The sequence below is a fragment of the Ilumatobacter sp. genome, from assembly GCF_049588435.1.
Lineage (GTDB): Bacteria > Actinomycetota > Acidimicrobiia > Acidimicrobiales > Ilumatobacteraceae > Ilumatobacter_A.
Map to the genome: position 1 here is coordinate 1 of NZ_JBAVYV010000229.1, position 12,202 is coordinate 12,202.

Genomic DNA, 12,202 nt, shown 5'->3' on the forward strand with positions numbered 1-12,202 from the left:
GTTCGCGTGAGGTGTGTGCGGCCGGTGGGCGCAGACACCTCACGCGATCACGTTGGTTGTGGAGCGCAAGTAGCTGTCAGACTGAGTCGATGACGCTGCAGGGGGACATCGGGGAGATCGACCGGGACGCATTGCTCCGCAAGTACGCCGCCGAACGCGACAAGCGCCTGCGCGGCGACGGCAACGACCAGTACGTCGAGCCGGTCGGTCGGTTCGCCCACTTCCTCGACGACCCCTACGCCGAACCCGAACCGCGGGAACCGCTCACCGACGAGGTCGAGGTCGCGTTCATCGGCGGTGGGTTCGCGGGCCTCGTCACGGGAGCCAAGCTCGTCCAGGCGGGCATCACCGATGTGCGCGTCATCGAGAAGGGCGGCGACTTCGGCGGCACGTGGTACTGGAACCGGTATCCGGGAGCGCAGTGCGACACCGCAGCGTTCATCTACCTCCCGTTGCTCGAAGAGACCGGTCACATGCCGACCGAGAAGTACACGCACGCACCCGAGATCGCCGAACACTGTCGACGGATCGGACAGCACTTCGGTCTGTACGACAACGCGGTGTTCTCGACCGAGGTCACCGGGGTCGAATGGGACGACGCGTCGGGCCGTTGGACGATCCGCACCAATCGTGGCGACGCGATGCGCGCGAAGTACGTCGCGATGGGTACCGGGCCTCTCCACCGGCCCAAGCTCCCCGGAATTCCGGGCCTCGAACGCTTCGAGGGGCACAGCTTTCACACGAGTCGGTGGGACTACGCCTACACGGGAGGCGACCCGAGCGGTGCGCCGATGACGGAACTCGCCGACAAGCGAGTCGGGATCATCGGAACCGGTGCGACCGCCGTCCAGTGTGTGCCGCACCTGGCGAAGGCGGCGGGTGAGATGTTCGTGTTCCAGCGCACGCCCTCGTCGATCGACATCCGCAACAACCGTCCGATCGATCCGGAGTGGTTCGCCACGCTCGAGCCGGGCTGGCAGAAGCGGTGGATGGAGAACTTCACCACGCTCCAGACGGGCGGGTTCGCCGACGAGGACCTCGTGATGGATGGATGGACCGACATCTCGCAACGCATCCGCGACAAGTTGCTGTCGGCTCCCGAACCGGACCTGTCGCCGGAGGGGATGCTCGCCGCCTACCACGACAGCGACGACGAGAAGATGTCCGAGATCCGCAGTCGGGTCGACGAGATCATCGCCGACCCGCGGACCGCCGAGGCGCTCAAGCCCTGGTACCGGCAGCTGTGCAAACGTCCGTGCTTCCACGATCAGTACCTCGATGCGTACAACGCGGAGAACACCCACCTCGTGCACACCGACGGGCGAGGAGTCGAGGAGATCAACGAGTCCGGGGTCGTCGTCGACGGCGTCACGTACGAGCTCGACTGCATCATCTACGCCTCGGGGTTCGAGGTCGGAACCGAGTTCACCCGCCGATGGGGATACGACGTCACCGGGCGCGATGGCGAGTTGCTGTCGGAGCACTGGGCCGACGGAATGACGAGTCTCCACGGCATCCACGTCCACGGCTTCCCGAACATGTTCATCGTCAGCCCCACGCAGGGCGCGAACCTGATCTCGAACGTTCCGCACAACCTCACCGAGGCGGGGGAGACGATCGCAACGGTGATCGCTCACGCCGATGCCATCGGCGCCGATGAGGTCGAGGTGAGCGTCGAAGCCGAGGCGGCATGGGTCGCCAAGCTCGAGGCGGGTGGCCGCACGTTCGGCGGCGACCCGACGTGCACGCCGGGGTACTACAACAACGAGGGACGCGGTACCGATGAGCGAGCGATCCGCAACACGCTGGGCTATCCCGAGGGCCCGGTGGCGTACTTCGAACACATCGACCGGTGGCGCAACTCCGGTGACTTCGAGGGCGTCGACTTCCGGTGAGCGTTACGTAACGGGTCAGACCCGTTACGTAACGCTCAGCGCGGGGCGAGCTTGTCGGCGAACCAGTCGAGGATGATCACGGCGCGCTGCACGCGATGGACGGGCGAACCCGAGCGGGACAGCTCGTGGTTCTCGCCGGGGAAGCGATAGAAGTCGACGGGCTTGTCCAGCAGCTTGAGCGCGATCCACAGCTCCTCGGCCTGGATGATCGGACACCGATAGTCCTCTTCCGAGTGGATCAGCAACATCGGTCGATCGATGTCGCGCACGTCGCGGATCGGCGAGTGCTCCTCGTAGCGGGCTGGGTCGTCGATGTGGACCGTCCCGTGTTCGGTGCGAAAGGCGGTCGCGATGTCGCTCGACCATTCCTCCGAGAGCAAATTGTTCACGGCCCGTTCGGAACAGAAGCCTCGGAAGCGTCCGTCGTGGTTGGCTGCGAGCCAGGTGGCCATGTACCCGCCGTACGAGCCGCCGAGCATGCCGACCCGGTCGCGGTCGCAGAACGTGAACCGATCGAGGACGGTGTCGATGATCGCCAGCACGTCGTCGGCGTCGAGGCCGCCCCACCCCGACCCGGGCGACACCGGATGCTTCGGTCCGAGGATCGCCTGCCCCCACTCCGTGTGTCGGCCGCTCCCACCACGGGGGTTTCCCATCACGACGACGAACCCGGCTGCGGCCTGCATCTGGGCTTCGTCGAAGAAGCCTTCGCCGTACTGCGTGAACGGGCCGCCGTGGACGTCGAGCAGGACCGGATACGAACCGTGCTCATCGAAGTCGGCGGGGCGCATGATCCAGGCATCGATCACGTCCGTTCCGTCGGTGGTCGGGACCTCGAACTTCTCCCACGGCAGCAGCCCGGTCGCCCATCGGTCGGCGACGCGGGAGACCCGCACGCCCTCGAGGTACACCTCGGCCGGATGGTCCACGCAACTGCGAATCGTGGCGATCGCACCGGCGGCGGCGTCGAAACCGGTGACGACCAGCGCCCCGTCACTGAGCGGTTCGGGAGGTTGTGAGCCGTCGATGAACACGTGGAAGAGGTGGGTTTCGCCGCAGTCCTCGGCCGTGGCGAACACCGAGATGTCGTCGCGCCACACCGGGGCTCGGACACCTTCGGTCGGGAAGAACGCTCGGTCGAGACCGGACGACGCCCACGTGATGTCGGCTTCGGTCGACCGGGCGTCGAACGGAATCACACCGACCGCGGTGTTCTGGGGGAACGTGCGCAGATCGCCATAGCCGAGGAACGCCACCTGCGTCCCGTCCGGGGACACGCTCGGATGTGAATACGTCCCGTCGTGTGCCGTCAGGCATCGGATCTCCTCGACCGAGCGGTCGTCATCGTTCACCGGAACGACGTAGAGATCGTGGGCGAGGTCGGAGTCCCACGTGGCGTGGCGCTGCGCCGACGTGACGATGGCGGTCGAGTCCGGCGCCCACGACACCCCGCTGTGTTGGAACTCGCCCGGCGTCAGGTTCCGCGGTCGGCCGGTGCCGTCCGCGGCGACGACGTACACGTGCTGCGGTCGGTCGAAGATCCAGTCCTCGTCGTTCAGCCGGGCGAAGAACCGCTCGATCTTGCGTGGGGGCTGCCGCGCGACGTCGTCGAGCGAGTACCGCGCGTGCCGCGTGCGGCTGGTGAAGGCGAGCGTCGTTCCGTCGGGTGACCAGGCGAGGTCGCCCAGACCGTCGGGCATCGTGCAGACGGTGCGCGTCTCGCCGGGCTGCGCGATGGGAATCACATGGAGCGTCGATGCGGACTTCTCCGCACCCCGTGTGGACGTGAATGCCATCGAACGGCCGTCGGGCGACCACGTCGGCTGGGAGTCGTGGTCGCCGGCGGTGATCGGAGTGCCGTCGATCCACACCCGGCTGGTGGTCGTGTTCGATTCGAGATCGATGGTGGACACGACGAACGCGACGCGATGGCCGTCGGGGGACAGCGCGACGTCGGAGACCCACGTCCGCTGGTCGATCATCCGCACGGCGATCGCGTGGTGCCGTTCCGAGAACCGGTCATCGATCGATGTCATCCGACGACGGTAGTGGTGGGGCACGTCGAGTGCGACAACGTGATGGACGAACCCGGACCGCCGCCTCCGGGCCTCGGAGCTGCCAAGATGCCCGTCGTGCCGAGCGTCGCTCCCGCCATCGAACTCCTGCCCGAGCCCGACGGGGGTCGTCGCTTCACCATGGATGGTCGCGTCCGTCTCGGCGACGTCGACCGCAATGGTCGGATGCGACTGGATGCCACGGCGCGCCTGCTCCAGGATGTGGCGACCGATGACGCGTCAGATGCCGGACTCGACCGTCGGTTCGGGTGGCTGGTGAGGAGAAGTCTCATCGAGACGCGGGTGGCAGCGACGATCGGTGAACCGCTCGTCGTGGCGACGTGGTGCGCGGGGACGGGTCGATCGTGGGCCGAGCGGCGGACCCGCATCACCGGCGAGCGGGGCGCGGCGATCGATGCGGTGAGCCTGTGGGTGCAGATCGACATCGAGTCGGGTCGTCCGACGCGGCTCGCCTCCGACTTCGTCGATGTCTACGGACCGACCGCCGGCGGTCGCACGGTGACGGCACGGCTCGCACTTCCCGCGCCGGGAGCGGAATCTCGGTCGGAGAGCGGATGGACGATCCGCCGGACCGACCTCGATCCGTTCGGTCACGTCAACAATGCCGCCACGTGGGCGTTTCTCGAGGAGGTCGCCCGACTGGACGAGACCTCGCGGGTCGGTCGGGCGGAGATGGAGTACCTGCAACCGGTCGAACCGGGCGACGCTGGAATCGACATGGTGGTCGAACGCGCCGATTCCTCGACCACCGCCTGGCTGGTGACGGCGTCGACGACGCTCGCCGCTGCCCGTTGGTCGGGCTCGTTCAGCGCAGGATGATGCCGGGGTCGCCGGTCGACGTGGTGCCGATCCGGGCGGCGGTGTGTCCCGACGACATCAGTGCGGAGAGGACGTCGGCCGTCGCTCCGGGATCGATGCCGAAGATGAGGCCGCCCGACGTCTGTGCATCGGCGATGAGCAGACGGTCGAGTTCGTCGTGGTCGCCGGCATCGAGGAGGTCGCGACCCCAATCCAGGTTGCGACGGCTTCCTCCGGGCATCACGCCTGCGGTCGCGTGATCGATCGCGCCGGGAAGGAACGGGATCGAGGCGAAGTCGACCTCGCACCGCACCGTGGATTCGAGGGCCATCCGTCCCAGGTGTCCGAGCAACCCGAAGCCGGTCACGTCGGTGCACCCCGTCGCTCCCGCCTCGACCGCCAGCTGTGACCCGATGTCGTTGAGTCGGATCATCGATGCCACGGCCGCATCCGCCTCGCTGTCGCTTGCCACCCCCGCCTTGATCGCGGTGGTGAGGACGCCGACCCCGAGCGGCTTGGTGAGGATCAGATCCTGTCCCGCACGCAGGCCGGTGTTCGTGAGGATCCGGTCGGGGTGGACCTCGCCCGTCACGGACATTCCGTACTTCGGTTCGGGGTCGTCGATGGTGTGGCCGCCGACGATCACGAACCCGCCGGCCGTCGCGATGTCCTGACCTCCTCGCAGCAGCTCACCGAGCAGCTCGGTCGGCAGCTCATCGGTGTTCCAGCCGACGAGGTTCAGCGCGAACAACGGGCGACCGCCCATCGCGTACACATCCGACACGCTGTTGGCCGCGGCGACGCGACCCCAGGTGCGCGCATCGTCGACCACCGGGGTGATGAAGTCCGCGGTCGATACGAGTGCTCGCTCGTCGTCGAGACGCCAGACCGCAGCATCGTCGCCGGTCTCGGAACCCACCAGGAGTTCGGTGGGATGATCATGTTGCAGATGGCGCACGACGTGCGCCAGCTCGCCCGGAGCGAGCTTGCAGCCTCAACCGGCCCCGTGGCTGAACTGGGTCAGCCGAATGCGGTCCCGCTCGGTCATGGTCGTCCCCCTTCCGTCGCTCTGGTGGGTGGAAGGGTGATCACAGTCGGATTCCGTAGACGTCGGCGGTCGTGGTGCGGAGGTAGTCGAGGAACGGAGCGCTCGACAGCGGAACGCCGGTTGCGCGCTCGACCAGCTCGTCGGCCGACAACGCCCGTCCGTGCCGGTGCACGTTGTCGCGGAGCCATTCGAGGAGGGGAGCGAAGTCTCCGGATGCGATTCGGCCGGGCAGGTCGTCGATCGCGCCGGTCGCGGCATCGAACAGCTGAGCCGCGACGAGGTTGCCGATCGCGTACGTCGGGAAGTATCCGATCGCCCCCATCGCCCAGTGGATGTCCTGGAGCACTCCGTCGGTCACCGACGTGGGGCGAACGCCGAGGAGTTCGTCGTAGGTGTCGTTCCACAGGTCGGGGAGGTCGGCCACCTCGACGCTGCCCGCGATCAGCTGTCGCTCGATCTCGAACCTGGCGACGATGTGGAGGTTGTAGGTGGCCTCGTCCGCCTCGACCCGGATCAGCGAGGGCGTGACCGTGTGCAATGCCGGGAACAGTGCCTCGACCGTGACCGAATCCGTGCCGGGGAACGCCTGCTGGAACCGGGGGAGTGCCCATTCCCAGAACGCACGCGACCGACCGACCTGGTTCTCCCAAAGTCGGGACTGGCTCTCGTGGATCCCGAGCGACACCGCCGCGCCGAGCGGGGTGCGCGCGAGTTCGGTCGGCAACCCCTGTTCGTACATCGCGTGGCCGGCTTCGTGCATGATCCCGAACAGCCCCGGCCGGAAGTCGTCGGGTTCGGGCCGCCACGTGATCCGGACGTCACCCGGGTCGAACCCCGTGGTGAACGGGTGGGCCGACAGATCGAGTCGACCGGACTCGAAGTCGTAGCCGAGCGCGCCCGCGACGACGGTGCCGAGTTCGAGCTGAGCCGCCTCGGCGAAGCTTCCGGTGGCGGGCGACTCGTCGATGACGACCCCGCTGTCGGTCACGGCCTTGACGAGCGGTGACAGCTGGTCGCGGAGGTCGCCGAGCAGGGTGACGAGCTGGGCCTCGGTCGCCCCCGGCTCGTATTCATCGAGGAGTGCGTCGTAGCGATGTTCTGCGATCCCGGCGGCGACCAGCGCGTCGGCCTGCTCCTTGCTCATCTCGACGACGTCGGTGAGCACGGGAGCGAAGCTCGAGAAATCGGCGTCGGCCCTGGCCTGCTGCCACACCCCGAGCGCTCGGCTCCGGACCTCTGCCATCCGACGGGCCAGGTCTCCCGGCACGGCCGATGCCCGAACGACGTCTCGACGCGCCATGCGGACCTGAGCGTCGAGCACGGGATCGTCGCCCGCGGCATCGCTCGCCCGATCGATCGCTTCGGCGAGGGCCGGGTCGGTGAGGTGGTCGTGCTGGAGGCCCGCGAGCACCGACAGCGTCTGGCCGCGTCCGGCCTGTCCACCGGCGGGCATCTTCGTCTCCTGGTCCCAGCTGAGCACCGCGGCCGCAGATCCGATCGCAGTGATGTCGGCCCATCTGGCGAGGAACGTGTCGGCGGAACTCACCCTGCGAGCGTAGCGACGAGCACCGCTTCGCCCGCCAGGCCGCGGCGATCATCGTGCCTCATCGGTCGGGTGACATCCAGCGGATCACCGCGTCGACCTTCGGTGTGCGGCGACCCATCGGCCAGGCGAGCCGGTAGGACCGATCGCTGGTGACCTCCGGCCCGACCACCACGAGCAGACCATCCTCGAGATGCCGGTCGATCACGCCGCGCCAACCGAGCGCGACCCCACGGCCGGCCAACGCCTGCTGGACGATCGTGGGATAGGCGTTCGACACGAGACCGCGCCGGGACCGTGTGAGCGACAGGTCGAAACGGTCGAGCCAATCGTCCCAGGACATCCACGGTCGGTCGGCGGCATCCATGTGCAGCAGCGGGGCCGCCAGGACGTCGGCGGGGTTCGAGTGTGCATCGAGTCCGTGTTCCTCCGCGAACGCGTGGGTCGCGACCGGAACGACCGCTTCGTCGAACAACGCGACCGAATCGAGTCCCGACCACTCACCCCGACCGATCCGGATCATCGCGTCGGCTTCACCGTGTTCGAGTTCGGAATCCCGGTCGTACAGCCAGAGGCGGAGATCGTTCCCGTGTTCGGTGTCGAGCGTGGAATGGAGCTGGTCGAGGATCGGAACCAGGACGAGCTGGGCGAACCCCGGCGGGCTCGCGAGGACGAACGTGGCATTCTGCTCGCCGAGCGCGCTCAGGGCGTGTTCGATCGACGTGAACGCAGCGTCGACCGCATCGGCGAGTTCTCGCCCGGACGGTGTGAGGCGGCTGCGGTTCGCCGACCGTTCGAAGAGGACGAGTCCGAGCGATCGCTCCAGGGCACGGATCTGCCGGGTCACGGCAGGTTGCGTCGAGCCGAGCTCGGTCGCCGCAGCGGTGAAGCTCCCGAGCCGAGCGGCGGCATCGAATGCCGCCAGACGTTGGAGGCGATCGGCGCGTTCGACGAGCGGGCGCATCGGCCGACCATACCATGTCGTGAGAACATGGTGCTCTGCATATTCGGCCTCTGTCGGAAGGATCCGAGCATGACGATGATGGACCTGTGACCGTGATCGAGAGGCGTGCGACGGGAGCAGCGAACCGTTCGTCCGACGGCGCTGCAGCATGGGCGGAGGCGGGTCGGCTCCATCTCCGCGTCGACGGGGTGGACCGGGTCGTCCATGCGCTCTGGCTGCTCGAGCGTTCACTCGATGGACGCGACGTCGAACCCGTGACCGGCCAGCGACTGTTCGAGCCGACCGACGTTCCCGCGGGCCTCTGCGTCGTCGACGCGGAGATCACCGACCGAGGTGTGATCGATGTCGGGTTCAGCGACGGCCGCCGACGCGCCATCGGCATCGAGCAACTGCGATGTCGGATGCAGGACGATCCCGAGGCCCCGCCCGTCCCGCGCTCGTGGACGGGTCTCGCCGACCTGCCGACGATCACCTGGGTCGACGCGTGTCGCGATGCCGACCGGTTGCTCGACGTGCTCGGCGCATTCCATCGCGACGGCGTCTTCCTGATCACGGGCACCCCGACGACACCGGGCACGCTCGAGGACGTCGCTGGGCGGTTCGGTCGGGTGTCGGCGACCAACTTCGGGACGCTGTTCGACGTCCGCAGCGCCCCGGTCCCCGACGACCTGGCGTACACGGCTGTCGGGCTGAGCGCTCATCTCGACCAGCCGTATCGACGGCCGACCCCGGGTGTGCAGTTCCTCCACACGCTGGTGAACGGTGCGCCCGGTGGGGAATCGACCGTCGCCGACGGGCTCGCTGCCGTGGAGGCGCTGCGCGTCCAGGATCCCGCCGGATACGCGATCCTCTGCGGGTTGGACGTCGAGTTCCGCTACGACATCGGCAGCGACGTCGTCGTCGACTCCGCGCCGCTGATCGATCTCCGACCGGACGGGACATTGCGACAGTTGCGATTCTCGCCCCGTCTCGACTTCGCGCCGTACGTCGACCCGGACGTCCTGGACGGTTTCTACGCAGCGCGTCGGTGGCTGGCAGAGTGGCTCAATGCCCCAGCACACCAACTCGAGTTCAAGATGGAACCCGGCGATGTCCTCGTCGTCGACAACCATCGCGTCGTGCACGGGCGCCGACCGTTCGACCCGACCGTCGGACACCGCCACCTCCAGGGCTGCTACGTCGATCACGACGGCCCCGCGACGCTGTGGAGGCTCATGATGCGGCGCAGGATCGCAAAAGGACGAGGCCGATGACCGAGCAGACCACACCACCCGACGGCGCCGTGTCGTTCACGGCCATGGAGGACGGCACCGCGGAGGATTACGCGTTTCTCGATCGACTGGAGCGGGAGCACGCGCGGGGACTCGGTGACCGCGTCCTGGCCGGTCTCGAACGACTGTCGGATTCGCTCGGCGGCTACCGCGTCTCGCGTCTCGACCACTCGCTCCAGACCGCGACCCGGGCGCGCATGGACGGCGCCGATGTCGACTGGGTGGTGGCGGCGCTCGTGCACGACCTCGGTGACGAACTCGCGCCGTACAACCACGCCGAGTACGCCGCGGCGGTGCTGCGGCCGTACGTCCGGGAGGAGGTCACCTGGGTCGTCGAACAGCACGGCGTGTTCCAGAGTTGGTACTTCGCGCACCTGCTCGGCGGGGACCGCAACGGGCGGGACCAGTTCGCCGGCCATCCGTGGGCCGATCTGTGTGCGGGGTTCTGTGCCCGGTGGGATCAGTCCTCGTTCGACCCCGACCACCGGACCGACCCCCTCGACTCGTTCGCCGACGAGGTGCACGAGGTCTTCGGTCGCCCGGCACACGACGCGACCGTCACCGCTGCGGGCGCCCCGCGCCTGTTCACGTGACCATCCCGGTCTCGACGGCGAGCACGATCGGGTTCGTCGGCCTCGGCAACGTGGGCGGCAAGCTCGCAGCCTCGGTCCAGCGCAACGGTTTCGAGCTGGTGGTCCTCGACCTCGACAGCGACCTCGTCGACGAGTTCGTCGCACGCGGCGCATCGTCGGCGGCGACCCCACGCGATCTCGCCGAGCGTTGCGACGTGGTCATCACGTGCCTTCCGAACCCCGCGGCCTCCGCCCTCGTGGTCGAAGGCACCGACGGTCTTCTGTCGGCGTGGACGCCGGGCATGATCTGGCTGGAGATGTCGACGACCGACGAGGCCGAGATCACCCGCCTCGGGACACAGGTGATCGCGCGCGGTGGTGAGCCCGTCGATTGCCCCGTGTCGGGCGGATGTCATCGCGCCGCGACCGGCAACATCTCGATCTTCGCCGGGTGTGAGCGGTCGACGTTCGAACGGATCCTTCCGTTGCTCACTGTGCTCGGTCGACGGGTGCTCCACACCGGTCCGCTCGGTACGGCGTCGGTGCTCAAGGTCGCGACCAACTATCTCGCCACCGCGAATCTCGTCACACTCGCCGAGGCGTTGACCACCATGTCCGCGGCGGGGATCGATCTCGGAACGACCTACGAGGCGTTCCGGATCTCGAGTGGCAACTCGTTCGTCCACGAGACCGAGAGCCAGGTCATCCTCAACGGCTCGCGTGACATCAGCTTCACGATGGACCTCGTCCTCAAGGACATCGGCCTGTTCCAGTCGATCGCCGACCGGGTCGGTGTCCCGCTCGAGATGAACCCGGTGTTGATCGACATCTTCACCGACGCGGCCGAGCGCTACGGCAGTCGCGAATGGTCGCCCAACGTGATCCGCCGACTCGAGGACGCCACCGGGGTGTCGGTCGTCGCCCCCGGGTTCCCCGCCGAGATGATCGACGACGAGCCCGAGGAGGTCGGCGCCGAGGTACCGGTTCGTCGCGGGTGATGCAGCCCGATCTCAGTCGGGCATGCGGTCGCCGAAGCTGATCCCCAGGTCGCGGGCTGTCAGGATCGTGTCGCAGTCGGGTGGGACGCTCTTCATGCGATACACGGCCTCGGCGAGCGGGACGTAGGTGACCGTCGGGGGATCGAGCGCGACCATCACACCGTCTTCGCCGCCGTCGAGCGCGCGCACCGCTGCGGCTCCGAATCGCAGACCGAGGAGTCGGTCGGTGGCGGTGGGTGAGCCACCGCGCAGGAGATGGCCGAGCACGACCGAACGCGCCTCCTTGCCGGTCAGCTCCTGGAGCTCGTCGGCGACCCGACTTCCGACGCCGCCGAGCTTCTCGGCCTGCCCGACGGCCTTGCCCAGTGCCGAGACCTCACCACCGGCGGGGACCGCACCCTCGGCGACGACGACGATCGAGAACTTCGCGCCACGCTCCTCGCGCTGGCGGATCGTCGCAGCGAGCGGCGCGAGCTCGTAGGGAATCTCGGGGATCAGGACACAGTGGGCACCCGCCGCCATCCCGGCGTGCAGCGCGATCCAGCCGGCGTAGCGGCCCATCACCTCGACGACGATGATCCGCCCGTGCGACGTGGCGGTCGTGAACAGCCGGTCGATGCACTCCGTCGCGAAGCTGACGGCGGTGTCGAAACCGAAGGTCGTCGTCGTCTTGTCGAGATCGTTGTCGATCGTCTTGGGAACCCCGACCACGCGGAGCCCGTGGCGATGGAGGTGGTTGCCGATGGTCAACGATCCGTCGCCACCGACGGTGACGAGCGCATCGACGCCGGCGTCGTCGAACCGGCCCAGGAGCTCGTCGGTGCGATCGACCTCGACCCAGGTTCCATCGTCGCGGAGGACCGGGAACGCCGTCGGGTTCCCGCGATTCGTCGACCCGATGATCGTGCCGCCCAGATGTGAGATGCCTCGGACCGACTCTCGCGTCAGCTCGATGAGTCCGCCGTCGCGGTAGTCGTCGGGGAACATCAGCCCGTTGAACCCGTCGCGGATGCCGACGACCTCCCAGCCGCGGTTCAG

10 protein-coding genes are annotated in these 12,202 nt (G+C 68.0%); 5 read left to right on the forward strand and 5 right to left on the reverse strand.

Annotated features, from left to right (window positions below):
- Positions 1-89: 89 nt before the first annotated feature.
- Complete coding sequence (locus WBV89_RS08935) at positions 90-1,895, forward strand: flavin-containing monooxygenase (RefSeq protein ID WP_423980988.1); 1,806 nt, start codon at positions 90-92, stop codon at positions 1,893-1,895.
- A gap of 35 nt (positions 1,896-1,930) precedes the next feature.
- On the opposite strand, the gene WBV89_RS08940 is transcribed toward WBV89_RS08935, so the two are convergent.
- Complete coding sequence (locus WBV89_RS08940; protein ID WP_423980989.1) at positions 1,931-3,931, reverse strand: prolyl oligopeptidase family serine peptidase; 2,001 nt, start codon at positions 3,929-3,931, stop codon at positions 1,931-1,933.
- A gap of 15 nt (positions 3,932-3,946) precedes the next feature.
- On the opposite strand from WBV89_RS08940, the gene WBV89_RS08945 reads away from it, so the two are divergent.
- On the forward strand, positions 3,947-4,789 hold the full coding sequence (locus tag WBV89_RS08945) for an acyl-[acyl-carrier-protein] thioesterase (RefSeq protein WP_423980990.1): 843 nt from the start codon (positions 3,947-3,949) through the stop codon (positions 4,787-4,789).
- Here WBV89_RS08945 and selD read toward each other — a convergent pair.
- The 3 genes from selD to WBV89_RS08960 are packed head-to-tail and all read right to left on the reverse strand — an operon-like array spanning position 4,776 to position 8,323.
- Complete coding sequence (gene selD / locus WBV89_RS08950) at positions 4,776-5,816, reverse strand: selenide, water dikinase SelD (RefSeq protein WP_423980991.1); 1,041 nt, start codon at positions 5,814-5,816, stop codon at positions 4,776-4,778. The two genes, WBV89_RS08945 and selD, sit on opposite strands and share 14 nt — an antisense overlap.
- A 40-nt stretch (positions 5,817-5,856) precedes the next feature.
- On the reverse strand, positions 5,857-7,362 hold the full coding sequence (locus tag WBV89_RS08955) for a carboxypeptidase M32 (protein WP_423980992.1): 1,506 nt from the start codon (positions 7,360-7,362) through the stop codon (positions 5,857-5,859).
- A 58-nt stretch (positions 7,363-7,420) separates the two neighbouring features.
- The gene (locus WBV89_RS08960) at positions 7,421-8,323 is read right to left on the reverse strand and encodes a LysR substrate-binding domain-containing protein (protein ID WP_423980993.1); all 903 of its coding nucleotides are present in this window, start codon (positions 8,321-8,323) and stop codon (positions 7,421-7,423) included.
- 86 nt (positions 8,324-8,409) lie between these two features.
- On the opposite strand from WBV89_RS08960, the gene WBV89_RS08965 reads away from it, so the two are divergent.
- The 3 genes from WBV89_RS08965 to WBV89_RS08975 are packed head-to-tail and all read left to right on the forward strand — an operon-like array spanning position 8,410 to position 11,164.
- A complete protein-coding gene (locus WBV89_RS08965; protein WP_423980994.1) occupies positions 8,410-9,576 on the forward strand; it encodes a TauD/TfdA family dioxygenase in 1,167 nt (388 codons plus the stop codon).
- A complete protein-coding gene (locus WBV89_RS08970) occupies positions 9,573-10,187 on the forward strand; it encodes an HD domain-containing protein (RefSeq protein WP_423980995.1) in 615 nt (204 codons plus the stop codon). Before WBV89_RS08965 ends, WBV89_RS08970 begins: the two co-directional genes overlap by 4 nt.
- Positions 10,184-11,164, forward strand: coding sequence for an NAD(P)-dependent oxidoreductase (locus WBV89_RS08975; RefSeq protein WP_423980996.1), 981 nt, complete (start codon positions 10,184-10,186; stop codon positions 11,162-11,164). Before WBV89_RS08970 ends, WBV89_RS08975 begins: the two co-directional genes overlap by 4 nt.
- A gap of 12 nt (positions 11,165-11,176) precedes the next feature.
- Here WBV89_RS08975 and WBV89_RS08980 read toward each other — a convergent pair.
- On the reverse strand, positions 11,177-12,202 hold a 1,026-nt coding region (locus WBV89_RS08980; protein ID WP_423980997.1), incomplete at its 5' end, for a 6-phosphofructokinase.

Excerpts from the sequence above, each read along its gene's own strand:
- WBV89_RS08960 (WP_423980993.1), bottom strand. The coding sequence starts at position 8,323 with ATGCGCCCGCTCGTCGAACGCGCCGATCGCCTCCAACGTCTGGCGGCA.
- WBV89_RS08940 (WP_423980989.1), bottom strand. The coding sequence starts at position 3,931 with ATGACATCGATCGATGACCGGTTCTCGGAACGGCACCACGCGATCGCC.
- WBV89_RS08970 (WP_423980995.1), top strand. The coding sequence starts at position 9,573 with ATGACCGAGCAGACCACACCACCCGACGGCGCCGTGTCGTTCACGGCC.
- WBV89_RS08935 (WP_423980988.1), top strand. The coding sequence starts at position 90 with ATGACGCTGCAGGGGGACATCGGGGAGATCGACCGGGACGCATTGCTC.